The 25872-nt window shown below is 55.8% G+C and carries 27 protein-coding genes; 5 read left to right on the forward strand and 22 right to left on the reverse strand.

The window, feature by feature from the left end:
• Positions 1–452: 452 nt before the first annotated feature.
• Both QRN50_RS24590 and QRN50_RS24595 read right to left on the reverse strand, forming a co-directional pair.
• A complete protein-coding gene (locus QRN50_RS24590) occupies positions 453–1736 on the reverse strand; it encodes a Y-family DNA polymerase (protein WP_032635020.1) in 1284 nt (427 codons plus the stop codon).
• The gene (locus QRN50_RS24595) at positions 1729–2154 is read right to left on the reverse strand and encodes a LexA family protein (RefSeq protein ID WP_016569385.1); all 426 of its coding nucleotides are present in this window, start codon (positions 2152–2154) and stop codon (positions 1729–1731) included. The genes QRN50_RS24590 and QRN50_RS24595 overlap by 8 nt, the downstream gene beginning before the upstream one ends.
• A 436-nt stretch (positions 2155–2590) precedes the next feature.
• Here QRN50_RS24595 and QRN50_RS24600 point away from each other — a divergent pair, with 436 nt between their 5' ends.
• Complete coding sequence (locus tag QRN50_RS24600; RefSeq protein WP_181016485.1) at positions 2591–2767, forward strand: hypothetical protein; 177 nt, start codon at positions 2591–2593, stop codon at positions 2765–2767.
• 109 nt (positions 2768–2876) lie between these two features.
• Positions 2877–3155 (forward strand): hypothetical protein, encoded by a 279-nt coding sequence (locus tag QRN50_RS24605; protein ID WP_057445151.1) that lies wholly within the window; start codon positions 2877–2879, stop codon positions 3153–3155.
• Between the two features lie 257 nt (positions 3156–3412).
• Here the strand turns inward: QRN50_RS24605 and QRN50_RS24610 are convergent, their stop codons facing one another.
• The 6 genes from QRN50_RS24610 to QRN50_RS24635 form a co-directional block, all read right to left on the reverse strand.
• On the reverse strand, positions 3413–4723 hold the full coding sequence (locus QRN50_RS24610; protein WP_057445153.1) for a hypothetical protein: 1311 nt from the start codon (positions 4721–4723) through the stop codon (positions 3413–3415).
• A gap of 258 nt (positions 4724–4981) precedes the next feature.
• The gene (locus QRN50_RS24615; RefSeq protein WP_057445155.1) at positions 4982–6295 is read right to left on the reverse strand and encodes a replication initiation protein; all 1314 of its coding nucleotides are present in this window, start codon (positions 6293–6295) and stop codon (positions 4982–4984) included.
• Between the two features lie 565 nt (positions 6296–6860).
• Positions 6861–7214 (reverse strand): hypothetical protein, encoded by a 354-nt coding sequence (locus QRN50_RS24620; RefSeq protein WP_057445157.1) that lies wholly within the window; start codon positions 7212–7214, stop codon positions 6861–6863.
• Positions 7205–7855 (reverse strand): AAA family ATPase, encoded by a 651-nt coding sequence (locus tag QRN50_RS24625; protein WP_003407061.1) that lies wholly within the window; start codon positions 7853–7855, stop codon positions 7205–7207. The genes QRN50_RS24620 and QRN50_RS24625 overlap by 10 nt, the downstream gene beginning before the upstream one ends.
• A 129-nt stretch (positions 7856–7984) precedes the next feature.
• The gene (locus QRN50_RS24630) at positions 7985–9994 is read right to left on the reverse strand and encodes an LPD7 domain-containing protein (protein WP_057445176.1); all 2010 of its coding nucleotides are present in this window, start codon (positions 9992–9994) and stop codon (positions 7985–7987) included.
• A gap of 323 nt (positions 9995–10317) precedes the next feature.
• Positions 10318–10737: a hypothetical protein gene (locus QRN50_RS24635; protein WP_032635027.1), complete on the reverse strand. Its 420-nt coding sequence runs from the start codon at positions 10735–10737 to the stop codon at positions 10318–10320.
• Positions 10738–10810: 73 nt separating this feature from the next.
• On the opposite strand from QRN50_RS24635, the gene QRN50_RS26110 reads away from it, so the two are divergent.
• Positions 10811–11095 (forward strand): hypothetical protein, encoded by a 285-nt coding sequence (locus tag QRN50_RS26110; RefSeq protein ID WP_057445160.1) that lies wholly within the window; start codon positions 10811–10813, stop codon positions 11093–11095.
• Between the two features lie 192 nt (positions 11096–11287).
• On the forward strand, positions 11288–11521 hold the full coding sequence (locus QRN50_RS26115; RefSeq protein ID WP_040118650.1) for a hypothetical protein: 234 nt from the start codon (positions 11288–11290) through the stop codon (positions 11519–11521).
• A 202-nt stretch (positions 11522–11723) separates the two neighbouring features.
• On the opposite strand, the gene QRN50_RS24645 is transcribed toward QRN50_RS26115, so the two are convergent.
• Entirely contained in the window at positions 11724–12449 is a 726-nt protein-coding gene (locus QRN50_RS24645) for a plasmid mobilization protein (protein ID WP_017279385.1), read from the reverse strand.
• A gap of 224 nt (positions 12450–12673) precedes the next feature.
• Here QRN50_RS24645 and QRN50_RS24650 point away from each other — a divergent pair, with 224 nt between their 5' ends.
• Positions 12674–13213 (forward strand): hypothetical protein, encoded by a 540-nt coding sequence (locus tag QRN50_RS24650; RefSeq protein ID WP_057445161.1) that lies wholly within the window; start codon positions 12674–12676, stop codon positions 13211–13213.
• A gap of 26 nt (positions 13214–13239) precedes the next feature.
• Here the strand turns inward: QRN50_RS24650 and QRN50_RS24655 are convergent, their stop codons facing one another.
• The 13 genes from QRN50_RS24655 to QRN50_RS24715 all read right to left on the reverse strand — a co-directional run.
• The gene (locus tag QRN50_RS24655; protein ID WP_016569425.1) at positions 13240–13812 is read right to left on the reverse strand and encodes a hypothetical protein; all 573 of its coding nucleotides are present in this window, start codon (positions 13810–13812) and stop codon (positions 13240–13242) included.
• Complete coding sequence (gene stbB, locus QRN50_RS24660; RefSeq protein ID WP_057445162.1) at positions 13809–14543, reverse strand: StbB family protein; 735 nt, start codon at positions 14541–14543, stop codon at positions 13809–13811. The genes QRN50_RS24655 and stbB overlap by 4 nt, the downstream gene beginning before the upstream one ends.
• A 305-nt stretch (positions 14544–14848) precedes the next feature.
• Positions 14849–15454 carry a single-stranded DNA-binding protein gene (locus QRN50_RS24665; protein ID WP_025391092.1) on the reverse strand — a complete coding sequence of 202 codons (606 nt, stop codon included), beginning with the start codon at positions 15452–15454 and terminating at the stop codon, positions 14849–14851.
• A gap of 340 nt (positions 15455–15794) precedes the next feature.
• Complete coding sequence (locus tag QRN50_RS24670; RefSeq protein WP_096126569.1) at positions 15795–17960, reverse strand: type IA DNA topoisomerase; 2166 nt, start codon at positions 17958–17960, stop codon at positions 15795–15797.
• 27 nt (positions 17961–17987) lie between these two features.
• Positions 17988–18350, reverse strand: a complete 363-nt coding sequence (locus QRN50_RS24675) for a TrbM/KikA/MpfK family conjugal transfer protein (RefSeq protein ID WP_046720417.1) — start codon at positions 18348–18350, stop codon at positions 17988–17990.
• A gap of 40 nt (positions 18351–18390) precedes the next feature.
• Positions 18391–20043 (reverse strand): type IV secretory system conjugative DNA transfer family protein, encoded by a 1653-nt coding sequence (locus tag QRN50_RS24680; protein ID WP_057445167.1) that lies wholly within the window; start codon positions 20041–20043, stop codon positions 18391–18393.
• Complete coding sequence (locus tag QRN50_RS24685; protein WP_020303952.1) at positions 20043–20285, reverse strand: hypothetical protein; 243 nt, start codon at positions 20283–20285, stop codon at positions 20043–20045. The genes QRN50_RS24680 and QRN50_RS24685 overlap by 1 nt, the downstream gene beginning before the upstream one ends.
• Positions 20286–20411: 126 nt before the next feature.
• Complete coding sequence (locus QRN50_RS24690; protein ID WP_010217013.1) at positions 20412–20768, reverse strand: hypothetical protein; 357 nt, start codon at positions 20766–20768, stop codon at positions 20412–20414.
• Between the two features lie 9 nt (positions 20769–20777).
• A complete protein-coding gene (gene virB11 / locus QRN50_RS24695; RefSeq protein ID WP_020303953.1) occupies positions 20778–21809 on the reverse strand; it encodes a P-type DNA transfer ATPase VirB11 in 1032 nt (343 codons plus the stop codon).
• Between the two features lie 9 nt (positions 21810–21818).
• Positions 21819–23186 carry a TrbI/VirB10 family protein gene (locus QRN50_RS24700; RefSeq protein WP_096126568.1) on the reverse strand — a complete coding sequence of 456 codons (1368 nt, stop codon included), beginning with the start codon at positions 23184–23186 and terminating at the stop codon, positions 21819–21821.
• A complete protein-coding gene (locus QRN50_RS24705) occupies positions 23173–23982 on the reverse strand; it encodes a P-type conjugative transfer protein VirB9 (protein WP_057445124.1) in 810 nt (269 codons plus the stop codon). The genes QRN50_RS24700 and QRN50_RS24705 overlap by 14 nt, the downstream gene beginning before the upstream one ends.
• Positions 23972–24760 carry a VirB8 family type IV secretion system protein gene (locus tag QRN50_RS24710; RefSeq protein ID WP_025391082.1) on the reverse strand — a complete coding sequence of 263 codons (789 nt, stop codon included), beginning with the start codon at positions 24758–24760 and terminating at the stop codon, positions 23972–23974. Before QRN50_RS24710 ends, QRN50_RS24705 begins: the two co-directional genes overlap by 11 nt.
• Before the next feature lie 425 nt (positions 24761–25185).
• A partial coding sequence (locus tag QRN50_RS24715) for a TrbL/VirB6 family protein (RefSeq protein ID WP_285427646.1) occupies positions 25186–25872 on the reverse strand: 687 nt, incomplete at its 5' end.

Genomic DNA, 25872 nt, shown 5'->3' on the forward strand with positions numbered 1-25872 from the left:
TCTTTACCGTGGTGACAGTTCGATACGCTGAACGTCTGAAACACGGATGTTGACCAGGTTCAGCGTCCCTGTTGCCAACCTTTCCCAGTAGCCTTGCTGATGCACATGCATCAACGCGTAGAAAAGATAGTCAGGTAGAACGATGTCTGTTCGGTTCACTAGGACCCCTATGTGTTCAGTATTGAACACTCGCCCTGGTGCGCCGCATCGTTCAGCTGAACCCCGACGAATTATCCAAAAATGAGCCTCTGGAAAATTCGTCCGGATAGTCGCTACATCTGAAAGTCTCATCTCGTTCCTCGTAGGTGGCAACGACTAGCCCCCTCAGGTTCGAGTGGCTCTCTGCGTGCCACCAACAAGGACATAATAGGCCCAAATGGGCCTAAATTCAAGAATTATTAATTGCTAATTAATAATTAATATTAAGAGCAGCAACGTGTGCTGGGAATAGATCACTTAGCCTTTACAACCCACAGCTGATCAAGCCTTGTTGTGTAGCTCTGGCTCATCTGATCGCGCCGCATGCCCCAATCTGGAACGACCGGCACTGATCCTGTACGCAGCGTTCCGCGCCCCCACTTGCCGTTGATCATGTCCAAAGCCGCCATCAGCCGATCTGAACTCACCGGCTGGTTGGCTGCGAACAGGTCATCTGTAAACTCGCCTGGCTGACAAATATCCATCAGCAGCACTTCCGCTTTGCTGTACCTGAAGCCTGGTCGAAATATCCGCGAAACCGCCTCGGTCGCGAACTGAGTCATCAGCCGCACATCGTTGGTGGGGTAGGGGAGCTGCACCAACGCGCCGTTCGCATACTTAGCCTCATCAGGGTTGAACATCCCTGTGCGGATGCTGACCCTGATCTTTTTGCACACGGAACCCTGGGCTCTCAACTTCTCGGAGGCGCGCATCATGTACGTGGCCACCGCCTCTTTGATCGGCCCCAGCTCGGTAAGTCGCTTACCGAACATTCTGCTGCAGCAAATCTCCTGCCGTGGCGGTTCGACTTCGTCCAGCTCCAGGCACGCAGTACCCGCCAGCTCGCGTGCCGTTTTCTCGATCACGACGCTAAACGTTTTGCGCAACATCCAGGGATCGGCCATGGCCAAGTCCTTTGCCGACAGGATCTGCATGCCCTCCAGGTGCGCTTTCATTTTTCGACCGATGCCCCAGACCTCTCCGACTGAGGTATTGCGCAGTACCCAATCGCGCTTTTCAGGGTCACAGATGTCCACGACGCCACCCGTGTGTGCTTGCAGTCGTTTGGCGGTGTGATTGGCCAGCTTGGCCAGCGTTTTGGTCGGTGCAATCCCCACACCCACCGGGATACCGGTGCAGCGGTAGACTTTTGATCGAATCGATCTTCCCAGTTCGGTCAAATTGCCAGGAATGCCGGTGAGGTCTGCGAACGCCTCATCGATGCTGTAAACCTCAACGGCAGGGACCATGGATTCGATGATGGCCATCACGCGCTGGCTTAAGTCGCCATAAAGCGCAAAATTGCTACTGAACGACTGGATTCCGTGCCGACGCAAAACATCCTTGATTTGGAAATAAGGCGCGCCCATTTTCACGTAGGGTTTTGCATCGTAGCTGCGGGCAATCACGCAGCCATCGTTGTTGCTGAGCACAACGATAGGAACCTTGGCAAGGTCAGGTCTGAACACACGCTCACAGCTGGCATAGAACGAATTGCAATCGACCAGGCCAAACACCTGCGTTGGCTTGTTACTCAAAGCTCGTTACGCCATGTCGCACAACGCCCCATATCGACAGTTCATCGCCTTCCAGGATATGCCGAGCCGGATAAGCGGGGTTTGCTGACTTCAACACGACATGGTCACCCTGCAGGATGAGAATTTTGCACAGCGGCTCATTGTTGAGCGCCGCAATCACGATGCTGCCACTAGACGGCGTTCGAGAGCGGTCTACAACCACCAGGCTGTCATGAAAAATCTTGGCGCCCTCCATGCTGTCGCCATCGATCTTGGCCACGTAGATATGCGGCGCTCGCAGATCCATCAACCGGTCAAAGGAGAAATCCTGTTCGATGTGATCTGCTGCAGGGTTTGGAAAACCGGCAGGGATTTTGAACGAGTAGAAGGGGATGACCTTTCCGGACTCCGACAATCGGCCGAGAATTTTTACGTTCATGATGCGGACCTGGCTGGAGCTTCTTGAGCTGTATGGACATACAGTAGACGATTCGCTTAACCCCGCGTCAACTCAGACCGACGAGCAGTCCAAATCGCATGCATTCATGTGCCGGCAGCCATCATGACCGCAGCCACTCCCATACTTCGCGAAGGGCCAGCTTGAAGGCGGCTCGGATGAGTTGTTGCATAAGCCAGAGCAGAACAAGTTTTAGAATGCGCATGATCGTTGTCGCCTCGATTGGAATGCTTTTAGCTTGCGATCACGACGTTTGCGGTTCCACTTGGGGTTTTTCCGCGTAAAGTCACGACAGTGCTGGCGTCCAGTTTGAAGCGACTAATAGCCTTACTTTTTGTCACGTTACCGAAACACTTGTAACTTAGCCCCCCCGGCCGTGCCCATGAGAGACGGCCATCTGCAGGAATAAGGAGAAGCTATGCAGTTGTATGAGGTAGATGAAATCAAAGAACTGTTTGCTACGGGAGAGGTCAACGACGCGCTGACCTCTGGATGGCGAATCGTGGCGGTCGTGTCCTCGGTGGCACCAGGAGGTGATTTGCCGGTGGCTTGCTATGTCATGGGCCGCTACTTACCAAAGGAAGATAGGTTGTAAGACTTCGCGTTTGGCAGGAACGTCGCGGAGGAGTAAGCCAGTGCGAATAGCGGGGGCTATGTCGATTTCCCCCTCCAGCCACCCGTGCTTTTAGAATGGAGTACCTACCATGAGCCCGTCCGATATTGCCGGAAATGAGAGCTATAGCAGTGAGCAAGCAGCCTTTGACATGCTTAGCCCGCAGCAGCGCGACACCTTTGCAATACTTCTGGCAGATATCGGCAAGGCCATGGCGTTAGACAGGTTGTGTGAGCGACGCGGCAAGGCGATGGGGTATGCCTTGGGACTGCTAAGTTGCCAGGCTATCGATGGCAATCAGTTGGCTGGCATGGAGCGCGAAGCGAATACCGCGTTTAAGCTCCGATTTGAAGCGGTACAACCGCTCTAAAGCTGTAACAGAGCGCAGACAAAAACCGCCCTAAGGAGACGGTTTTTGTCGCAAAGCCATGTATCTTCAGGTTGAGGCCATAGAGGTGGACGCAGATACGTCAGAAAATTCATAAACCAGCCCTAATCTGACACGGTGCCCGCTAGCAAAATGACGGCAGATTAAGGTGTACTTCACACGGTCCAGACGAAGCGAGAGTCTATTTCACGTCGGGGCTGCTTACCGTACTATTTTGCCGAATTTTGCGTGCTACAGATTTATGCCTTTTCCTCAGTATGCTCAGGCGGCACGTCATTTACCGCTAATGCGGAAGAGGCCGCAGCTTTTCTACCCTGGAGAGCAGAAGATGCCAACGCAGTGACCTTTTCTGCGAATCCTGGAACAGTTTTCACAGCATCTTTAACAAGGTCAGATGCTAAAAGCTCATGCCAAGGGCTACCAAAACTATTGGTCTCCACCAGACGGAGCGGTTGCTCATCCAGCCGAGCCAAAGCAGAGCTAAGCAACTGCCGTTCTAGACCATCGTCAAACCGAGCGGCCTCTCGTCGATAACCCTCATACGCACGAGATATTGACGCCTTGAATGCATAATCTTCCGAAAGACGAAAACGTTGGCCAATCTGCTTTGTTGAAAGCCAAGCGAACCAGACTGGACCGCCAACTGAAAGGATCGACAAAACAAGGTTCACGCCAATGCCCAAGCTATTTGCATCGGCCTTAGTCAATTCGAATGCAAGGTTACGCAACTGAATCGATCCGGCAAAACCGCCAACTATAAGGGAGATCATCAGGCCTCCTACCCAACCCCACATCGACCAATCCAAGGCCTTTGACCGTTCAGAAAAAGCGGCTGCCAAACCCAAACTGGTAGCTGACGAGTAAGCAGATACACACTTTTCCAACACTTCATCTGCTTCTTTTGATTTCGCCCTCAAACCCTGTTCATGATCCGAAATCGCTTCGAGCAATTCTTCGATTGAGCTTTTGTCAGTCTTAGCAAAATTAAGCAATTCGCTGACGCTTTCTTGAGCCTCTGCAAGGGTCTCTAGATCTGTTGGCAGCTGGTCTGCAGCGTCATAAGCTTTTTCGATTCTACTAACCATATCCTCAAGAGACTTGGTCCTAGGTGTTAGCTCCCGAAGCCTCGTTTCAATCGAACGGACTTGGACAGTGGTTTTTTTAACAGCTTGGGAATTTTTCAACGCTAACGCTTTTGTATCCTGCAGTAACGCAGACAACCCTCTCTCGACCGCATCTAACGTGATCAGAAATGAGGGGACAGCAACGCCGGCATTAGAAGCAAGCTGTGGGACCGTGTGATCAATGAGAAATATCAGTCGCTCCACAATACTGGTTATGTATTTCTCCGATTCGGCAGTGGGTTGATGGGCATTGGCAACGAGTTCACGTAGATATGTTACGCGTTCTATGAGTTCCCCCCTTGTAATGCCTGGGAACGACCAGTTACCACTACTGACATTCAAAGGGGCTGCGGTACTGATTGCAATCTTCAACGCCGAGCCGAGAGTATCAAGTTTTTCTAGTATAGGATCGAGAAGCTCACTCACACACACCATCCTTGTTGGCGATCGCACAACGCAGCGCACCCGCAGCAAAAAAAGTGAACCGGACAAAACGACCTAAGATATTGATTTTATTGGTATCCCAGACAGGATTCGAAACGGAAATCTTCCTTTAGGGAGAAAGACATTCTACATCATCTTGGGGAGCATAAAGAGTGGACAGACGTAAACCGTAAAAGATCGACGCCATGACATCACAGGTAAAAATGAGCTGTAGCTGAGATCTCATACGTACACTATCGATCATGAATCATCCTCATGTTGTATTTCTCGGGCAGAACCAGCTTGCGCCCCCCGAGGGACCGCAGATATCTGATGTACACCGGATTGCACACCCGAGACGCTTCCATCAGCAGGCTGGCCAACGGCGGGTTGAACGGGTGGGGTAGAGGGTGAACGATCTTGCGGAGGTAGTACGGACACTGCCTTACGGTTGCCCCTGAGAACACTCACAGTGGCCGGCTGGGATACTTCAGTGAGGATATGTGTGTAGCTGGCCACCGTTCTCACCGAAACGCCGGCGAGTGTCGCAATTGCAGAACGTACCAATGCCTTGCCCTGGTCTTGAAGCTGCCTGCACGCGGCACGGATCTTCGATTCTGTGGCTTTGTGCCGCAGCTCATTGGTGCGCTTCGCAGCCAGGCTCTGCCGCTCGGTGAGCGACAAGCTGCCATCGAGCTGCATTGCGCCTCGATGGCAACGACGATCACCGGTGTACCGATCCCACGTCCAGCGACCTACGGATTTGACCGTGGCGCGTATCGAAGACAGCGGCAGGTTTTCCGAAAAGCCCTGTTTTAGAAAGCTGTTGTGGTTGTACGCATACGCATCGAGCGAGCGCATGAAAGACTCAAACGACCCCAGCTCGCGCTCGCGATTGACGATGCTGTACGCAAAATAACGCAGCTGCTCGAACAGGATGCAGTGCCGCGAATGGCTGACCTGGTCAAGCTTGGGACCAGTGGCCCATGGCTTGACGGTCAGCTCTACCGCGCTCGCCAGTTCGCCCAGTTCATAGACGTGGCTGTGGAATTCAGTCGTCTCCCACCAGGGGTGACCAGGTGTTTTGGCCACTGGGCCACCGTGGTAGTCCACGTCCGCGTCGAGGCGAGCGGCAAACGCGGCATAGACCGCTTTCATGTACTGAATCGGCTTGGCTCGTGCGTTCTCGGTGGTGCACACGGACGGCACGGCATAGAACAATTGGGAATGGCCGCTTTTTCGGTTACGCACCATCAGGTTCGGCGCGGGCAACCCGGCATCATCCCAGGCCAGGGCATTGGCGTGGTCCAGGTCGAACACCAGCCAGGACACCATGCCGGGGCGATTGACCTGCATATAGGGATAACGAAGCGCGTACTCACGAGGGCGAACGCGGGTGGCGGTTTTGTCATCGCTGCATCGCGCCATGTACGGCGCTTCCAGCAATAACCGATTGAGCGCGGTGCCGTCTTCGAAAAACCGCGCTGGCGGAAGGTGAGTGCTGCTGGCCAGCGGATCGGCGTTGGCAATGAGTGAGGTCGCGAGGGAAAGGATGAGCGCATTGTCGTGGCTCATGCTTCACCGCCTTGGCCAGCAGGTTGGCCAACGGCGTGAAAGTGTGTGACACAAAGAGTCAACCGGGGGGGCAGGGTGCGGTCATCGAGAACGCACAGCCGCTGAAGAATCTTTTCCATAAGTCCACCGTTCAGCGGTGAACTGATGGCTTCACTTTTGACGACTTGCACAAAGCCGCAGTGAACGCCATAATCAGCTCACGTTATGTGTGTTGGACAGGTCTCCTTCTCTCGAAAAAAGCAAGGCCTGTTCAAGTTTTTCCAAAAAGCCCCGCCGGCAAGCGGGGCTTTTTGGTTTCTGCTATTTGGCTAAATCGTTAGAAATTTTCCCGTCTACGCTCATTCGAGCATGAAAAATATGGCATCCCAGCAACGGTGGGCAGGCAAAGTGCGTGAACACTATCACCCGGATTCCCCATCCGCAATGAAAATGCCATTTTTTTAACCTTATATTCCATCAAGTTTTCAGTCTAGTGCGCATGGCCATAACCCTTGCGTGACGGGGCTTTCAACGAAATTTCTGATGTAATTTATGCAACGGCAATAACTTACGTAAGTTATAGCACTTACTCGTCTTCCATAGAATCGGTTATGGGTTCAGCATTAGATGCATTCTCAAGCAGCGCAATGAGGTCAGCCTTATCAAGCTCTTGGAGGGCCATGATTCCAGCCCGAATCACATCGGATCTAGATATGCGGAAGGTCCGTGGCAAAAGAGAAATCTTATCTATCTGCCTGTTAACGTCCTTGGAGAGGGAAAACGTTGTACGCACGAATGTAGAAGCTTTCTTACGCTTGCGCTTAGGCTCGGGCGTGGCACTAACGGGCGCTGCAGATATGAAAGCCAGCGCTGCTTCGTCGTTGGCCTCCAAAGACGGGGAGACCTGCTCAGGCTTACGAATCAAATCTTTCAATCCCATTTTGCAGCCCCCCAAAGCTCTGCTGCCAACGTCTCTATCTCTTCTTTAGCACGTGCGTCAGAGTTGCTCTCCAAGACCGAACATCCGTCTTCATCCGCATCGTCGTAGACATTGCGAGCTGTAGTAATCGCGTCAAGAGGTTGAATGCCGAAGGAGCGGCATGCTTCTTTGGCATCCAATATCCGCTGTATCTGGCTAGGAAGGGCAGGGCATTGGGTGATCACTGCACGCACGTTCAATGCTGGGTTCACTGCAGTAGCCAGTCGTGCCAGGTTATCGACCTTTGGAAGGGTCTTGAGATCTCGTCGCTTGGGCCGGAAAGGGATCAACATATGAGTTGCTACCGTCATAGCTGACCGCAGTGCCTCCGAATCAGATCCTCCAGCATCGACCACAATTTGCCTGTACCGGCCCCGAAGGTCTGTCAGCGTTTGACGAATATTGCCGTGTGCTTGCACAACAGGAATCGCAGGGAGGTCTCCCTGTGCAGAGCGTTCAGCAGCCCAGTCTGCGGTTGTGCCCTGAGGGTCGGCATCTAGAAGCAGGACGTCACCTCCGCGAGCCTGCAGCCAGACGGCCAGGTTTTGAGCCAGACAGCTTTTACCGCTGCCGCCTTTTTCACCACCTAAAAGTAAGATCATGAACTGCCCTTGATACTGATTATTGAAGTGACATAACTTACATAAGTTACGGAAAATTTGCTACGAGGAATCTACTGAGTCTCCTGGAAGGGACCCACCTCCATACAAGGAGGAGGGTTCTCACTCGGTTCAATCCACACTCATACCATCATCTTCATCCGGGGATGAAAGCTCCGGTGTGCCTGCTGCTGCGGCCTGTCCCTTGGGCGTGGTCTCGGCCACTTCCCGTTCAGGCGCGACCGGCTGCGCTGACCATTCGCGGCGGTTGACCGTTTTGTCCGTGACAGTGCCGTCCTCTTCGATGACCTGCACCACGACAGGCTGGGTGCCCAGGTCTTGCAAACGTACCTGGTCGCCTTGCTTCAGATCTGCGTCGCTCATAGCCTCTTCCAGCCCTACGCCCCACACCGTGCGGGGCTTACCGCCCTCGGGCTTGAGCGTCACGAAGTAGCTCATCTGGTTGTCGTCATTGTGCTGATACGGTGCTTCCCCATGCTCGATAAGCGTGCCCTCGATGACTTTGCTCCTGGACGGAGCTGTCTGGCCCGTTGCTGCTTGAGGTGTCGGAAACAGACGCTCTTCCACCTCATTGACTATCTGGGCAGCCATCGCCGTGAGGTGGTCTAGGTCATCGACCAACTTAGGCGAGTTTTCGACTTGCTTGTAAGCGGCGACGATGCTGGCTTTGAACGCTTCACGGTAGCTGTCGTTTTCCATGTAAGCCGTCAGCAGGGCAGCCGCTTCCGGGGTCTTGTCATTCGTCGCAATGATCCAGACGGCATGGTCTTCACCTCGCAAGCCCATGACCGTATCAGAGGCCCTGACCTCCGCTTCGGACATCGGGAAATCACGACGCCATTGCGCTTCAAGCCGGACCAGCTCGCTTGGGCTCTGCAGGTCTGGGTCGTTGGCCAGCGCAGGCTTCGCGGCTTCTGGGCTCACCGGTTCAGACACGGCGTCTGAAGGCGTCGGCACATTGGCCTGCGCTTCAGACGTTGCTGATGCTGCGGAATTCGCAGCCGGTTGCGCACGCTGCGCCTGCCACTGTGCAAATGCCTGGTCGCCCTTGGGCTGGCCGCGTTCTGGAATGCCCAGGGTGATGGCCACCGTCTCCACGAACGCAATGCGCTCCGGCTCGGGAACCGTGTCGAGCTGGGTGGCCAGCGCCTGGCTAACCTGGTCAGCCGTTTTTCCTTGGCCATACAGCGCTTCGATAGGCACGGTAACGCCTAGGCGATCCGCCTGGTCCCGCACGTCCCGTGTGGCGTCATCAACGTGCCGAGGCAAGTCGGTGGCAGGACCAATGCTCTGGCCATGACGTTCGATGTCCAGCTCTGCACGGCGGTCAGCCAGGCTTTGATTCATGGCCTTGTCGGTGAAATGCACGTCCAGGCCATTCTTGGCCACCGCCTCGATCACCAGCTTTTTGAATTCGGCAGTGCCGTTGATCGTCAGTGTGCTGCCAAACCTTTCCCGGGCCAGCTGGAGGGCTACGGACACCCCGGCTTCGGTGATGCCCGTGCGGCGCATGGAAATGGTGGTACCCGTGTCGACAAACAAAGTCTTGTCGGTCTGTTTGTCCAGGTAATGCACGTTCTGACTGAACTTGGCCTTGCGCGTGTAAAGATCCTTGGCGCTGAGGTCGCGGGCCCGCTCACTGGCGGCGACTGGATCAACCTGTTTGGCGAAGCGATCCATGACCCGCTTCACCCGCTCACGCACGCCTTCGGGGCCAGGTCCCCTCGCGCCGCTGATGCTGAAGCCTGGGTCTTCTTTTTCATCGTCTAAGAGATTGCGTATAGCTGCACTGCCCATGAGATTTACCTCGATGTTGGGTTTCGGGTTGTGGAACTGTTCACGCGCTTTGAGCCGCTCGAACGTCAGCACGGAAACCAGCTGCGCCTTGTCCTGGCGGGTTAAGCGTTGATCGGAGAACACGGCGCGCCTGAGCGCGAAATACTGCTGATCGATCCGGCGTATGGCCCGGCGGTGGGCCGGAGCGATCTGGTTGTGCTGCGCCTGCCGCGTGAAATACGCGGCCACCGTGGAGGCGTGTTTGTTAACGGTCAGGGCCTTGATGGAAGCCCGCTTGAACACCAGCGCCTTGTCTGCAGGTCGCTTGAGCGGATCGAACAGCATCCGGGCGCGCTGCTCGATGTCAGCCACCGTCGCGACCCGGTGCGGGTTCTTGGCGTAAGGCGGGACAGCACCAGGACGCCATTGACGGGGAGGGCGGGGCTTGCCCGAACTCCGGGGCCTGCGTCCGGCAGTAGATTGGACAGGCGTTGTCGTCGCAGCCCTCGCCTGGGGCAACTGGCCGGCCACCCGTGGGTGGCTGGATGATCGATAGAACACCAGCGCGTTGTCAGAAGGCCGCTTGAGCGGGTCAAACAGGCGTCGGCCCCGCTCCTCGATGTCAGCGATGGTGGCGACACGGTGGGGGTTCTGGGCATAAGGCGGGACTACACGTCCAGCTCGTACTCGGGTGTTTCGGGGTTTTCCAGCTCCGGCTCGTCGTCGGCCTGTTTCGCCTGCAGGCGTTGCTGTTCCCTTTGTTTCCTGAGAAACGGCGGCAGGTTGGCTTCCTCCTCTTCCTCGCTCAGTTGTGGACCCGGCCCGCCTTCCTCGTCCTCCTGCTGGTACAGATGATCGCAATCCAGAATCTCCTCCTGGTTGCGACTGTCCCACGTGAACGTGTGCATCACTGGGCAGTAACAACGCACCGTCACGGCTTCGGGTCGGTCCGGCTTGCCGGTGATCTGCCACATCGCTGACGGACAGGTCTTGCAAGCCATCGGCAGGTGCCGCAGTGCGTCGCCCTGCAGTTTCAGCAGGACTTCGCTGGTTATCTCTCTGTCGTTGCCAGGTGTGTACGGATTCATAATCATCTCCATGTGCTCGGTAGAAATTGTTTTCGCGCTCGGCCAGTAGCCGAACACGCTCTTCAGGGGAAGCTTGGGAATACTGTTTGCGAAACTTTGGAGTGGCCTTGTTGACGTACTTGATTTCCCTTGCGCGCTGCGGCCAGGCAAGCAAGCGTTCCTGGATCACACTGGCTTCAAGCGGCGGCTTTTTCAGTTCACGCCGGACAATGAAGGCATCCTGAAAGATGGTGTCTTTCAGGTTCGTGCCCTTTGCGTCACCCGGCAATTTGACCGAAATGTATTCGTTGCCCTTGCCTTCGTTACGGATGCGCGTTTCACCGTGCTCAGCTACCAGGGCATAAAAATCGGCGCGTGAAGTTACGCCGCGCTCAATGACCTGCTTAACCAGCTGCTGTTTGAACTGGCGGTTCTTGCCGTAAAAGTCGTCGCCCTTGTAACGTGACAAAACACTGGCCGCATCGGTAATGTCCGCACGCACATTCTCACGCGGTGAAGACAGACCGTACTTCTGGTTAATGTGCTCCTGAAAAGCTTCAAAATACTTCTCATGATTCTTATAAACATCGACCGGATTGGCCTCGTTGCCGCTCAGCAGGTTGATACGTGGAATGATGATATGAATGTGAGGCTTGCGGTCAATCACCTCGCCGGTTTTCCTATCAGTGACCGTCTTCATTTTTGGCAAGTGCGCTTCGGCATACAGATTGAACTCTTCAGGCTTGTACGCATGCATAAAGAAGTTCTTGAAGTCGGTCGTCACTGCCTTGAGCAATTCAGGTGACACTGTGTCCTCTTTGAAGCTTAGCGTGAACGTAAGGTAGCGATCTTGGCCATGGTCCGGGATACTTTCGTAGATAGCTCTAGTAACACTGAGCTGCCCCTCAATGATCAAACGATGGTCCAATTCATCACGTGTAAACTCTCGGCCCGACTTGTTACCTTGTTCTAAATACTCCTGCGCCCCGGTGTTATAGCCACTGACTCTAATCAGCATATTCAATACCTGCTAATAAAATCGTTTCGATGACCACCAGCGCTTCATACCATTTGTCTCTCACACTGTCGGTAATGAGGCCCCTGTCACTGGCTGATTTAGCGATATAAGCCAACTGCGAAATATTATTACCGGCTTTATTGACGATGAATACTATTCTTCTCCTAAACCCGGTAAACTCTCTGAATACTGGAGTTGGATTTAAAATCAGCTCTCTAAAAAAGGTTGATGCAGAACAGCCCGCCCGTTTGATCATGTCATCGAACTGGGTCATTTCGTCTTGGGTGAGTCGAAACCGGATGATATGAACTTTTTTGCCAGATACGTTAGGTGAACCACGGTTGCCGTTATGGACTGGCCTTGCCGGTTTTGGCGGGTCAGTCTCGGACAACACGGTGAGCAACAGTTGTTGAATAGCATTCAGCTTATTAAGCCAGTGGAGATACTGCTTTTGATAAACGGTGCCGTTGTAAGGTGCCGAGTTTGCGGAATAGGCAACTCGGTTTAGAGCATGTCCGGACTTTTCGAATACCTGCTGCATCCGCTTTTTATCGATTGCGGACCGCTCGAAGGTAGGCGAACGGCTGATCACCAGGTCACGAAAGAATCGGGCTGGCTTCAGGCCGGATTGCGCTATGTCCTCGGCAAACCGAGCGAACTGTTCATCCGTGAAACGGCATGACACGGGGCACGACTTGTTCACTTTTACAGCCACAAGATCACCTCCTGAGGGCACCTGGATGACAACAACCAACAACGACAACGACAACGCTTTCCCGCTCTGCGGGGTTTCAAAGGGGTATCCCCTTTGGCACGTCGATTGGATACGAAAAAGGCGAAGCTCTTTTTTGTAGACAATCGGTAACGTGCCTGTTTAGCAATTTCGAGATAGGGGGTCAGCAGGGTGAACCCACGGGTTACATCAGAATTGCATCTGAAGTGCTCTGGATTACGTCAAGATTGCTTGGCATTGCGTTTTTCTACATCAGTGTTACGCTCGAATACGACAGATTTACATCAGAATTACATCACTTTGTGCGCAGCAAGGGGCAAATCGTGGCTCAAGAAACCGAAAACCGGCGTGAGGCGTTGGCAGAACTGGCTCAGGACAGCAAAGCCAGGTCGTACACTGCGCAAATCCGCGATCTGTATGACGTGATCGAAAACGCCCTGGATTCTGGGGTAAGCAGAACGGTAATCCACCAAAAACTGGTGGATACCGGACTCGCGATCAGCCTTCGTCACTTTGACCAGGCGCTGTACAGAATCCGTAAAAGCCATAAACGAGCCGGACAGGTTGAACACCCCCTACCTGAAAAAAGCGATAGCGCAGCGGTCGGAAAACCCGCATTGCTGGATGGCGAAAAAACCACGCCAAGAGCCAACATCAGGCAAAGCATGAAGCAGATCAGGAAGGAGGTGGAAAACACGAATTGGGCTGAAGTCATCAGTGAGGCGAATAGAACGGCCAAATCATGACGTGTGCATTGTTGTTGGCTAAGTGATTACTGCGCAAACTGCTTTTTTACGGCAGGAGGCAGCGTATCGATAACAGCCTGCTGTTTTTTGTATTCGTGATAGAACCATCGATTGGTTTCATTAACGTCCTGAGCCTTTATCGCTACCCACCCCATTGCGCACACCACCGCTATGCTCACCGCCACAAATCCCGCGAGAACAATGTAGTTGAACCGTGAGGCCTGGGTATCGCGGAAGTTACCGGATAAAGCGCTAACTCGCTTTTCCAAGCCATCTATTTTGATCGCTGCACGCTGCAAAGCAGGTTCGAACACTCGCTCTAAACTCTGGTGAATAGCCGTGGACATTTCCAGAGCAACGTCCACACCCGCTTTGGCGGCCGTCGCTTGGATGACTTCCTTTGTCGTTTTTTGCAAAAGCAACGCGGTGTCTTCAGCATCCTCTACAGCGTCGGCCACAATATCGAGAGAATCCCTCATAGACAGCTCAAGCAACTGCGGGATGCGTTTTACATCATCGTGCAAACGGCCTACGTCGCTCAAAAGCTCGATAATCAGAGCATCACGCGCAGTAGACGGAATAGTTTCATGTTCACTCATTTGATCACCTCAAGGTCAAACAGCGCTGCAAAAACCCCATCAAGCTTGCGATTGACGCCTTTACACAAGAGCTTCAGTCCGTACATATCAGACCAACGATCACGCTCTTGTGCGCTAGCCTCTTTGTCCTTGAGAAGTTCTTTGTAGTCTGTGTCATCGTCCATGACGCTTTGCATTGAAATACGGTGAATAGACAAAGCATCAAAGAGTTCTGACTCGAACACGGCACATTCAGTATTCAACGTGAAGGCGCTGGCGCGCTGGTGAAAAGCAAAAATAATCGGGAACTCTGTTTTTACGTCCTTTTTGACACGATTGAACAATACAAGGATCTTCTCAGGGGGTACGCCAAGTGAGGCCAGGCTACTAATCATACTGACCGTTTCTTTTTGCTCCTTGGTGCCTGAAGTGACCGGGATCACGAAATAGTCGACTTCCTCATGTGCTTCATCAAACTCCTCCAGGTTGGCCATAAAATCTTCAACGTTGGACGCTCCAACATCGATGATTGCCTGATCCTCAAGCATGAGTCGTTTGAACAGCTCGCGGAAAGCATTGCCGCGCAGCTTCTCAACATCCAAGCCAAGGTTCTCAGCCGTTTCGTTGATTGACTCAATGGCATAGAGCGGCGCGCCGCCCATACGTGGCCACAACAGGTTTGCCGCGATGGTAGTTTTGCCAACGGTGCCGGTGTAATTGATGACAACGATTTTCTTTTTGATGAATTTCATCTGGGTAATCCTTGAATAGGGGGGTTCGCACCGGGTAAACACCACCCGGTGTGCTTGATCTGAAATTGTTGATGCCGGGCGGTTTGAACACCAAGGGCGCGGCCCTTGTCATCTCGCAACGGCCGCGTTGACCTCGGGAGCGCGGGGTGGTGAAGCTACCCCACACTCCCAAGGTGAGCCTTTTCTGAAAGAGGTAGCGTCAAGTGTGCGCTGCGCCCGTGCTTCCGTTCGCCGCGACGATAGAGCGCGTCACGACGAGCCGGGAGCGCGGCACCTGACGTGGGCTAGATCGCTGTGTGGGTGGGTCAGACCAGCATCCAGTTGAACCGGTAGGGGTCCATGAACGGGATATTGTCGTCACCGCCGTCAAAATCCCCAGCGGGTTGCGGTGCAGGCGCTTTGGCCTGAGCCTGCTTGCCTGATGCACGTGGCGGTTTTGGTGCGGCTTTGCCTTTGCCGGATGGTTTTTCCGGTGCCGCCTGCTGGGGAGCTTGCTGCCGAGGGGGTTCCTGGTGATCGCTGTCACCGCTGCCCTGGCCGTTCTGGCTGTGTTGGGAGTCGCCCTGTGGACGGCCACCGAGCAGCTGCATGGTGCCTTGCATGTCCACGACGATTTCCGTGGTGTAGCGCTTGATACCGTCCTTTTCCCATTCGCGGGTTTGCAGCTTGCCCTCGATGTAGACCTGCGAACCCTTGCGCAGATATTCGCCGGCAATTTCGGCCACCTTGCCAAACAGCGACACGCGGTGCCATTCGGTCTTTTCGACCTTCTGCCCGCTCTGCTTGTCAGTCCACTGCTCGCTGGTGGCCAGGCTCAGGTTGGTTACCGCAGTGCCGTTGGGCAGGTAACGACAGTCAGGGTCTTGTCCGCATGTGCCTACCAGGATCGCTTTATTGATTCCACGCGCCATGAGTGCGCTCCTTCTTCAATGAGTTCGTTAAGGGGTGTCTTCGTTTGGGTCAAACACGAATATCGTGCTCAGAAGCTCTCGGCCTCGGGCTGTAGACTGCTCAGCTGGGCCCAGCAGCAATGCCGTTGAACCGTCTGCCGACAACTCAAACTCTGCAAAGCAGTTGTCGCAATCCACTGGACGCCAGATCATTTCCCACGCTTTGACGTTGACGATATCCACGGTTGCGGGGGTTTCGCAGTTGGGGCAGTGCGCCGTCATCGTTTCACCGGCTGGCCACTGCGCCCCCTTGGGCTGTTGTTCCTCTGGCATAGCTAAAGCCTTCTTTGGAGAGAGGGGGTCACGCGCGCGTGGGTTTGCGGCTGAATACGAATTCCAGCTTGGCTTCGTGATTGAGCTTCAGGGCCGCTTCAAAGGACTTACCGGTTTTCTTGCTGTGAAAACCTTTCAGCACGCCGGTCTTGCCATTCGTCAGCAGCGCCTCGATCTGGCCGGGCGACAGCATCTTGCCGCTGACTTCCGGATGGAACTTGAAAGCGCATGCGCGACATCCGATCACTCGCGGGGTGACGGCCAGTTCACCGCCGCACATGGGGCACTGAGCGTTCAGGCTGTCCAATACCGGCTTACCATCGCCTTGCACGTTGCCCAGGTCGATGTTCTGCACCTGGTCTGCAATGAAGGACTCCAGCTCGTCCAGGAACGCGTCGACGGTCAGTTCACCGGCCTCGATCATCTGTTGCTGTTCATGCCAGAGCGCGGTCATGTCCGGCGTGGTCGCAATCGCTGGCAACGCGGCAATGAACTCCAGCCCCAACGCGGTGGGGATCAGTTTTTTCTTCTCTACCGCGTAGAAACCACGCTCCTGCAACTTGGCCAGTACCGCACCACGGGTCGCCGGGGTGCCGATGCCGCCGTTCTCGCCTTTCTTGCCCTGGTCACGGTCGATCAGTAGCTGCTTGATGCGCGGGTCTTTCACATACTTGGCCACGCGCTGCAGATCCTTGAGCAACGTGGCTTCGGTATAAAGCGGCAGGGGCTTGGTCTTTTCCTTGGCCACCGTAATGCCATCGCATACCCCGGCGTCACCGACTTTCATATCCGCCAGAGCATCGAAGGGGCTCGCGACCTCGGCGGCGTCCGACGCGTCTTCGTCTTGCTCGTTTTCTTCAGTGACCTGCGCCGTCCACCCTGGCTGCGTCACTTTGGTGGAGCGCGCAACGAAGGTGTGTCCGTTCACGCCAAAACGCACCTCGGCACTGAGGTAGCGTTTCTCGGGCAAGAACTGCGCGACGTAGCGTTTGACGATGGCCAGGTACACGGCGCGTTCATCGTCACTTAGCTGGGCAATGTCGATCTTCACTGCCGTTGGGATGATCGCGGTGTGCGCCGAGACCTTGCTGTCGTCAAACGCCCGGCTTTTACGTTCCGAATTCACCTCGGTGAACATCCCGGCCAAATCCGGCAGGGCCTGACTTAGCAGGCTCAAGGTCTCCGGAGCCTCGGCAAATTGTTCGTCGGACAGGTAGCTGCAATCGGAACGGTTGTAGGTGATGGCCTTGTACTTCTCGCGCAGCGCCTGGGTCAGGGCTAGGGTTTTCTCGGCATCGATGCTGTGGGTCTTGCTCATGTAGACCTGCAGGTCGAGCAACGCGAACGGCAAGGGTGCCGGGGTTTGCTTCTCCTCCACACGGGCCTCGATCACGTCCGCAGGCTTCATTCGGCACGCGTCGGCTACCTGCGTGGCATACGCCTCGTCGATGATGCGGTTCTTGTCATCGATGGGGGCATCCGCGGCCACCACGAGGCGGGCCTGGGGACGACTGCTACCAAAGGCCAGGCTTGCCGCAACCGTGTAGTAAAACGCACTGGCGTGACCCTTGTTGGCCAGGTAGCGATTCACGATCAGCCCCAGGATCGGGGTCTGCACGCGTCCCACTGACAACACGCTTTTGACGCCCTTGGCCCTACCGGCCAGGGTGCAGGCGCGAGTCATATTGAATCCATACAACTGATCACCGATGCTGCGGGCCAGTGCCTTCTGGAACAGGCCGTAAAACTCGGTGTTGTCGCGCAGGCCGTCCAACGCTTTGCGGGCGGCATTGGCGTTCATGTCGTTGATCAAGATACGTTTGACCGGCGCGGTGTTGCCGAAATGCACCAGGACCTCGTCGACCAGCAACTGGCCTTCGTCGTCCGGGTCACCGGCGTGGACGATTTCCGAGGCGCGACCGATCAGCTGCTGGACCACTTTGAGCTGGTCGCGAGTGCGCGCAATGGGCTGGTACTTGGCCGGGCGCAGCTTCAGGGGCAAGTCGGCCTGAACCCAGTTTTTATAATCGGGGTTGTGAACCTCGGGCGGGGCTAGTTCAAGCAGGTGGCCCACGCACCAGGTGACGATATCGTTGCTGCCGCACTCGAAATAGCCGTCCTTGCGTATAACGGTGCCCAGCGCCTCGGCAATGACCTGGCCCAAGGCGGGCTTTTCCGCAATGAATACTCGCATGGTGTTCTCCTTGTCAGGATCTGGGGCTTAGCCCTGGACCTTGCCGAACTTGTCGTTGATTTTTTGGGTGTAGCTCTGATCAGCATCGGGGCAGCTGTTGAGGTAGTCCTGGCGCGCCGAAGCGGTTTCGCTCCATTTGATATTCCCGTGCTTCTTGACCAGGATGCTGAAGTAGTCCTGCTCAGCGCTTCGGCACTCGCTGCTACCACTATTGCCGGCGAACTTGCCGTAGAGGCAAAGCACGGACTTGCACGGGTCACCGGCGAAGGCTGAGCCACTGCCCAGCAGGCACACTGCGAACAGTGCGCAGACCCGCGTTTTGCCGCGACCGGGCACGGCGTTGCCAGCGGCATGACCCTGGCGGTCAGCCGTTTTGCTGTAGGTATTCATGTTTTGCTCCTGCAGGCGCTTGGGTGCGCCGGTGGGGGGACTACATCGGTTCCGAGGTGTCGTCAGCCTGCACAGGCTCTGGATCAGGCTCGACCTCAACTGGCTGTGCCTTATCCGCTTCGGCCTGAGCCACTTCGGACGCTTTGTCTTTGGGATTCCAGCGCTGTCGCTGTTCGGCCTGCATGGGCTTGGTGTCTGCCACTGCGACCTTGGATTCGATGGTGCGCACCGGCACGGTTAACGCGTCGATCTTGGAGGCGTCACCCACGGGCAAGGGCGGCGGCGGCAGCTTTTCTCGTGACTTGAACACCTCTTCCTCGTAGTAATAAATCTTGCGAGCCAAAATCTTCAGGGCCGGGGTGGTTTGGGTCCCCTGTACGAAGATCAACTGTTTGTCATAAGGCAGCTCGTTGACCTCTTGGGGCAGCATTAAGGGCCGGGGTTGTTCGCTGTAACTATCTGTTTGGCCTCGAGCACCTATCTCGTGCTTCTGCCTGTTCAATGACTGGTTATGGACGCGCACGGTGGTGTTGCCCAAGCGCCTGCTGTACTCCTCGGCCAGCTTGATATCACCAGGGGCGAACACGATTTCGTTGTGAATCGCCTTCATGATGCCGTTGGCAGCTTCCTCGCCATAAATAGCGCGCAGCTGATCCTTGCCCTGGAAGATGAAGAAAAACCTCAGCCCCGCGCCTCGGGTCAATGCGGGCGCGGTCTCTAAGATTTCAATACGGCCCATGATGGCCAGCTCATCCATTAATAGGGCAAGCTGGTACTTGTACCGAAGCGTGCCGTCTGCACAGTGTCCGCCTTGCTCCGGTATGACTTTGGAATTGAGCCGTATGGCCTGAGTGAAGAACAGGTTCATCAGCGGGCCGTACTTCTTCAGCGAACCCTCGGTGACGCTAAAGTACGCGGTCATCTTTTCTTCCCGGGCCTTAGACAGGTCGATGTCATCCCCTGACACTGCCCAGGCCACCGTCTTCTCGGCATACACCGACAACACGTCGCGCACGATGTCCACGGTGGTGGACCAACCGCTGCTCTTGTTTTTCGAGGCCTCGAATACACCATTAAGCTCGCGAAGGGCTTCAAAGGAGAGCGCATTAGGGCCGGTGCTGCGCAGCTCGATGATCTGCTGAGCCCACGTCCCCATCCCTGTCCCCAATGAGCCAATTTCGTAAGCCTGGGGCAACGTGAAGGGCATGTCCGGCGTTTCCATCAAGTACAGCAGCATGGCGGTGAAGACGTTGCCCGCCTTGTTGTACCACTCCTGGTTCTTGGGGTTGTCGGAGACAAACAGCACCCTGGCGATCGTGCGAATCTCCCCCAGCCGGTAGAGCGGATCGCGGTTGATTGCGCTCAGGGGGTTCCAGCGGTGCGTCTCCAGACGCTCAGGTGAAAAGCGGTAGACCTTGTGACCAGCTGATGCACGAAACCCCGAGGTGATTTCCCAGTTTTCAAATTTCGGATCGTTGACCACCATGGAATCGGGGTAGCTGAGCAGGTTGGGGATCACAGCCCCGACCCCTTTCCCGGTGCCAGGTGGTGCGGCCAGCATCACGAACTGTTGCCCGTAGCTGGCCAGAAACGAATCCTCCGTGGGGTGCTTGCCCAAGAGGAAAGCGGGATGCTCATCGATCCGTTTTTGAGGGTTGGTGGGGCTGATTGGTTTGGATTTAGCTCTGGCCATCAGCGGACACCTGCTTGACGCTCAATCGTCTGGGCTTCGTTGCTTTGGACCTGGAGGCTTTGTTGCAGGGCTATGGCCACCTGCTGATTGGCCTGGATCTGCCTGAGCGATGCACTGATCTCATCGAGCTTTGCGAGTGCGATATAAATTCCCCAAGCAGCAATGACGAAGACAACGACCAGCGCAATGGGCAAGGGAAAACCCAGAAAGAGGAGGGGTTTCGATTCTTTTGATTGTTCCATTGGGACTCTCCTGCAAGGTGCTTCCGGACACAGATCGGCCCCAGGCGGCTCATAGCCGTCTGCGTGGCGGTGCATGGAAGTGGTTTGAAAATTCGGGAGTATCAGGCGGCGATGCGGGTGTAATGCCTACTTGCTGGTGTTCTTGTATTCGCCCTGGTACTCGAACTGGCGCAGCTCGCGGTTGTTGGCAAAGCGGGCATCACCGTGTAGCGAGGTCTTGGGCTTCAAGCGCACGAAAAGGGCCATCAGCGTGATGCCTACTGGCAAGAAGGTGAGGGCAGCCGTCACACACCAAGACCACGGCACGTACAGCATCCGCCGGTCGTTCCAGGCCAGCTTGCGGGTCTCCCATAGCGTGTCCCAGGCCAAGCCCGCGAAGTGACCTTGGGTCAGGTGCAGATACATAGCCCCCCCTGCGTACAGCCCGATAACGAAGCACACAGCCATCATGAACACGATTGATAGCAAGATTTTCCACCACATGGCGTTCTCCTAGGCAGCTCGTTGACGCTGGCCATTGAGCAAGGCCAGCTTGTGTTCGGGTTCGTAATGCACTTCTTCGATGTAGGTGTTTTCCATGTACACGACCACGTCAAATGAGGTGCGCACCAGGCGCTCGATGTACGCGTAATCCAGACCGAGGCCGATTGGTGACTGCTTCACCAGGCCGCACACACGGGCGTAGCCTGCTTCACTGTCATTGGCGTGCGCGGTGGTCACGGTGCCCTTGGTGCCGGTGTTCAGAATCTCGATGAAGTGCCACACCTCGTCACCCGTCAGCTCGGCCAGAAACAGGTGGTCGGGCTTCATCCGTAGCGCGCTGGCCACTAGGGCTTTGGGCGTCACCACATGGCCATAGAGCAGATGCACATGGTTGGGATGGAAGGGCATGGGGTCCTCCAGTATTTCCTGGATAGTGATCATGCGGCGGTTAACCGGAAACATGTCGATCAGCGACTTACCGTAAGTGGTTTTACCCGAGCCCGGCCCACCAAAAATGATGATGTTCTGGCGATGGGCGATGGCGATTTCCATGAACCGGTGCCAGTGGCCAGCCGCATGGGCCTCCTGCATGTCGCGCTGCCAGTCTTTCAGGGCCAGTATCGGTGAAGCGATGGCCCTGGCCCGGTCATAGCGGCCACTGTTGACGTAATCCATATGGGTGAAGCGATCCAAAGAGGGTTTTCGGAACGTGGTCGACAGAGTGCCCTTTTCGCATGCCGGGGCCATGACAATCTGGCCCCGCTCCCCGCCAGGCAGCTCCACCGTGTGGATCGGTGAATGAGGAGCCAGCACGCGGTAGTTCAACGCGCAGAGCGCATTGGCCAGCCGCCAGCACAGGTTGTAAGTGAGCCAAGGCGCTTCTTCGTATTCCCAGCCGTTTGGACCGTCCACCCACAGCTCGTAAGGCCGGTTGATGGCCACGTCCTTGGTGCCCTGACGATTCAGGCGCTCGGTGACGCCTGCCTGGTCGAGGAAGTCCAGGACCAGGGTGTCTTCGGTGAGTCCTTGTTCTTGCGTCATGAATACTCCTTAGCGGTTCTCGAAAACCGATGAAAAGTCGATGTCACGGGCCACGATCACGGTGATCACGGTGCCAGGCAGCAGTTTCCCGGTGTCCGGAATGTTGATGGTGCTGTCCAGCGCCTTGTTGGCCATGCTCTCTACGTTCTGCTCGCTGTTGTTCACCGTGTAACCTCCAGACCCCGAGCTTTTCTGCGTCGTGTTGGACGCGGCCTGAAGCGCGTCCTGGATGAACGACAACATCACCGCACCGCCAAAGCGCTGCATGTAGTGACGATCGATCCAGGCTTCGGTCCCGCTGGCTCCCATGGGGCCTGCACCGAGGCTGTCCAGCTTGGCCCGCGTACCCGATCGGGTTTCAAGCTCTGTCCAGGTGGTGAACACGCTGGTTTCGCCTGGCCCTACCTGAACGGTCTGCTCGCCGGTCAGCTTGTCTCCGGCCTCCGCGATTACCGTGGAGCCATCGGCGGAATACAGCGGATCGGTCAGACGACAATCCACCATCCCTGGGTGGGTACTGATGATTTCGGTGTACAGCGCGCAGCGCGTATAGGTGTTGTGGCTGACCAGGTACTTGCGGTTCGGTGCCAGGTACGCTTTGGCCGGGGTAAAGGTGGTGCCGCCCAGATTGCTCAGGCTGCTGCGTTTTCTGCTGGACGATTCACCCCCCAGACCGCTGCTCGATCCGCCCTGAATGTCGCCCAGCATTGAAGGCGGCAGGGATGGCTGCTCGCCGGACGGCTGTTGCGGCTGAGTATTCCCGGAACTAGTACCCTGCGCGTCTTCCGAGGTGACCAACATTTCACGTCCCAGTTTGCGTTGCCGGGGGGTCTGTTCCACGGGCGGGTTCTGGCCGGGAGAGCCGGGTGGTGGCGGCGCACTACCGGCATGGTCCTGACCGTTTTTTCCGCGCTCGGCATCCTCTTTCTCCTTTTGCTCCTTGGCCAATCGCTCTCTTTCCGCTCGGGCTCGCCTTTCCTCTTCCGCTTTGTCAGCGGCCAGTTTGGCTTCCCGTGCCTTTTTCATGCTGTCGTCACTGCCCAGATTCACGTCCAGGGTCGCGTCCTTCTTGACGTGGGTTTCATCGACCTCGGAGCCGGTGGTTTTCATCTGGGAAATGGTGAAGTACCAGAGTCCGCCAATCATCAGCAGCCCTACAAACACCAGCCCGGCCATGCCCAGGTAAAGCGTCTTCTTGTTTTGGGTATCGCCTGTGCGTTTGGCCCGCACATCAAAGGCCCCACGGGCCTGGGTGCTAGCGGGCTCGGAGGCCGGGGCCTGTTCCGGGGCTGCTGTGGTCGCTGCTGATTCGGGCGGCCCGATGCTGTCCGGCCCTGGGGTGCTCTCCGGAGTTTGGTCATTGTCATTGTTCTGCATGCTTGAGCTCCCGAATCTCGCCGGTGGTGGTCCCGTTGAAGTTGTACCCCGTGTTCACCTGAGCGGTAGGCCGGGCCTCTACAACCAAGCCGTTTAGGCGGAACCGAAACAACCGGCTGACCCCATGCACCACGACCACGTTCTGTTCGTTGTGCGCGTCGGCCACGGTTTCGGTGCCATCGGGCAGTACCTGGTACAGCACCGGGCGCGGCCCGTTACCGGTGAAGCGGAAGCAGGTCAGCATGCCGTTGTCCCAGCCCTCGTAAGGCGCTATGGACCTGCTCTCTGAACTGGAGCGCTTCTGATAGGGGCCGTTTTGCACCGGGCCGTCACAGGGGTTGCCGGGGTCACGGCGGGCTGCACCGGACTTTTTCGGCGGCTCGGGGTAGATGAAGCGCAGCAGATAGGTCGAGTCTTGGTAGCGCTCGACCAACTTCAGCTCAATCAGATAGGTACGCCGATTGGTGTTGATAGTCAGGTTCGTATCGGGCTCTTTATCGGTAACCGGTTTGAGCGAAACCATATTGCCCGCTTTGTTTGGACCAATAGACCAAGCTTTCGGATCGCCCGATACCATCAGCCCGGTGTCTTGATTGATCGTCTCGTTTGATTGAAGCTGGACCAGCGCTCCACGGCCCACCGTCGCTTGAATCCTGTACACCTCGTCAGGTGAATAAATGGCCGTCTGCACGCGCCGGTCCAGTGCCGAGCCAGTGCCCATGCTCTCGGCAAAGGCAGGCAGACCGAATGTCATGAGTAACAAGGCCGTGAGGCCTGAAGCGGCTTTATTTGCCATTGGACACCCCAACTTCCTGAGTCATTGTGTAGGCCTTGATCCCGAAGCCACGGGGGTTTAGCCACTGGTCACCGGCTTTTTTGGCAGGGTTTTTGTAGTCGTAGGTCACTGTGGCCACCCAGGTCACCGGGTGCAGCTGGGGGTCGGGGACGCCGTTGCGGTCCAGCACGGTTTTGGTGATCCGCACCTGGGCGGTGCCTTCCCGATCTTTACGATCAAGGAAGTTGATATTGTTGATATCCGTGCGTATTTGCCGGTTGGTCCCCAGCACTTCCAGATAGCCCTTGGAGGACAACTGGAAGTTGCGGTACTCGGTAAAGGTCTCGTCATAGGACATCAACTTGACCATGCTGTAATTGGCATCGTTACTCGAGAAGTTGTAGCTCTCGCGGAAACGCGTGTACGCGGAAAGCCAGAACTCGTCATCGATCTGCTCCTGTGGCTTGCCTTTGTCGTCGGCCCACACCACATCCGTGTAGCCGGAGTTTCTGTCTACACGTACCAGGCCCAGTTGAACGGTCTTGAGTGGGGTCAGGCCCATCACGGCGGCAACCGACATGACGGCAATGGTCCCAAACACATAATTCAGCCGCGTTGCTCGTTTGGTCTTGGCCTTTTCATCGGCGGCGATGCTCTTTTCAAAGTACCGCGCTGCATGGATCCAAGCCTGTTCAACCAGGCTGATTTCTTGTGCGGTTGCCGCGTCGATGCTGGTACGGGCGGCCAGTTGCCGCTCCTGCTCGATCACGTCTTCTTTGGATTTTCGAAACTTTCTCATAAGTCACCTAAACCTGGACAAACCCGTGCTGCGCGGATCAGTTCGCGGAGCATTTGGAATCGTTAGGCGGAGCCTCTGCGGGCTTTGCCGGGGAGGCGGGCGCCGAACGCTTTGGACTGGTGGTCTTGAGCGACTGGGCCTTGGGCGCAGGGCTTGCCGCTGGCAGAACCCGGCCAGGCACGGCAGTGGTCGACGTTGTCACGGGGGCAGCCCGAGACGCAGGGGTATGGGTGAAGGGCATGTCTTCCCACTGCCCTTCCGGTTCGGACAGTTTGGGTGCAGAGCCACACCCTGACAGCAAGGCAGCCGAAAGCAGCCCGCTAAAAGCAAGTTTGAAATTCATAGTGGAGTACCTGAGAGAAGCGAGGGTATTACAAGTAAGAAGAGGACGTAGCCGGTAACGATGGTGCTATTGGATCAGAGAGCTATTTGATGTTGTTGCCTCCCCTCCCACGCAGTTTGGAAATACCGGCGGCGACACCGCGTGTCATGCCTCTTGCTGCACTAAATCCTGAGATTTTACTGACAAGTCCTCCTCCGGAGGGACCACCGCCCATGATGGAGGATGCTTGGCTTGGAAGTTCGATGACAAGTGCTGTAAACGTGCCAAAGACAAGCAGGATGACGAAATTACCCGCCAGAGAGGTGTTTAAAGAACCATCTTTGATCATCGCAGTGTTGATAAAGCCAATCTCGATAGCAAGCACGACCGAAACCAGTACCTGAGCCAACATAAAGCCTCCGATGGCTGATGCCCAACCCCAGAAATACTGCTTGGTCTGATCAAACAACAGAAAGGCAATGAATAGAGGCCCTACGGATACAATAGCCGTTGTCGACACCTTCAGCACAAAAAGCGTAGCAACGGCGGCGAGCAAGAACGGGATACCTCCGAGCACATAAAACACCACTCCTTGAATACCCAACCAAACATTAGCAAAACTGGTTGTTATGATATTGAAGTTCATGGCACTTATAAGCGCTTGCAGGTTCTCGATATACGTAGCAATCAAACTGTCTATCTGGTTGGTTTGCAAACCCTCCTGGCCGGACATGGCCCCCCCCATGGCCCCCCCCATCCAATTGGGGAGGCCGGTGACAAAGGGTACGAT

Source organism: Pseudomonas sp. MEJ108, from assembly GCF_030208985.1.
GTDB lineage: Bacteria > Pseudomonadota > Gammaproteobacteria > Pseudomonadales > Pseudomonadaceae > Aquipseudomonas > Aquipseudomonas fragariae.

Bases quoted from the DNA above. Each gene is read 5' to 3' on its own strand.
- QRN50_RS24595 (WP_016569385.1), bottom strand. From the start codon at position 2,154: ATGAACGTAAAAATTCTCGGCCGATTGTCGGAGTCCGGAAAGGTCATC.
- QRN50_RS24600 (WP_181016485.1), top strand. From the start codon at position 2,591: ATGCAGTTGTATGAGGTAGATGAAATCAAAGAACTGTTTGCTACGGGA.
- QRN50_RS24605 (WP_057445151.1), top strand. From the start codon at position 2,877: ATGAGCCCGTCCGATATTGCCGGAAATGAGAGCTATAGCAGTGAGCAA.
- QRN50_RS24615 (WP_057445155.1), bottom strand. From the start codon at position 6,295: ATGAGCCACGACAATGCGCTCATCCTTTCCCTCGCGACCTCACTCATT.
- QRN50_RS24620 (WP_057445157.1), bottom strand. From the start codon at position 7,214: ATGGGATTGAAAGATTTGATTCGTAAGCCTGAGCAGGTCTCCCCGTCT.
- QRN50_RS24625 (WP_003407061.1), bottom strand. From the start codon at position 7,855: ATGATCTTACTTTTAGGTGGTGAAAAAGGCGGCAGCGGTAAAAGCTGT.
- QRN50_RS24630 (WP_057445176.1), bottom strand. From the start codon at position 9,994: ATGCTGTTCGATCCGCTCAAGCGACCTGCAGACAAGGCGCTGGTGTTC.
- QRN50_RS24635 (WP_032635027.1), bottom strand. From the start codon at position 10,737: ATGAATCCGTACACACCTGGCAACGACAGAGAGATAACCAGCGAAGTC.
- QRN50_RS26115 (WP_040118650.1), top strand. From the start codon at position 11,288: ATGATTCTTATAAACATCGACCGGATTGGCCTCGTTGCCGCTCAGCAG.
- QRN50_RS24655 (WP_016569425.1), bottom strand. From the start codon at position 13,812: ATGAGTGAACATGAAACTATTCCGTCTACTGCGCGTGATGCTCTGATT.
- stbB (WP_057445162.1), bottom strand. From the start codon at position 14,543: ATGAAATTCATCAAAAAGAAAATCGTTGTCATCAATTACACCGGCACC.
- QRN50_RS24665 (WP_025391092.1), bottom strand. From the start codon at position 15,454: ATGGCGCGTGGAATCAATAAAGCGATCCTGGTAGGCACATGCGGACAA.
- QRN50_RS24670 (WP_096126569.1), bottom strand. From the start codon at position 17,960: ATGCGAGTATTCATTGCGGAAAAGCCCGCCTTGGGCCAGGTCATTGCC.
- QRN50_RS24675 (WP_046720417.1), bottom strand. From the start codon at position 18,350: ATGAATACCTACAGCAAAACGGCTGACCGCCAGGGTCATGCCGCTGGC.
- QRN50_RS24680 (WP_057445167.1), bottom strand. From the start codon at position 20,043: ATGGCCAGAGCTAAATCCAAACCAATCAGCCCCACCAACCCTCAAAAA.
- QRN50_RS24685 (WP_020303952.1), bottom strand. From the start codon at position 20,285: ATGGAACAATCAAAAGAATCGAAACCCCTCCTCTTTCTGGGTTTTCCC.
- QRN50_RS24690 (WP_010217013.1), bottom strand. From the start codon at position 20,768: ATGTGGTGGAAAATCTTGCTATCAATCGTGTTCATGATGGCTGTGTGC.
- virB11 (WP_020303953.1), bottom strand. From the start codon at position 21,809: ATGACGCAAGAACAAGGACTCACCGAAGACACCCTGGTCCTGGACTTC.
- QRN50_RS24700 (WP_096126568.1), bottom strand. From the start codon at position 23,186: ATGCAGAACAATGACAATGACCAAACTCCGGAGAGCACCCCAGGGCCG.
- QRN50_RS24705 (WP_057445124.1), bottom strand. From the start codon at position 23,982: ATGGCAAATAAAGCCGCTTCAGGCCTCACGGCCTTGTTACTCATGACA.
- QRN50_RS24710 (WP_025391082.1), bottom strand. From the start codon at position 24,760: ATGAGAAAGTTTCGAAAATCCAAAGAAGACGTGATCGAGCAGGAGCGG.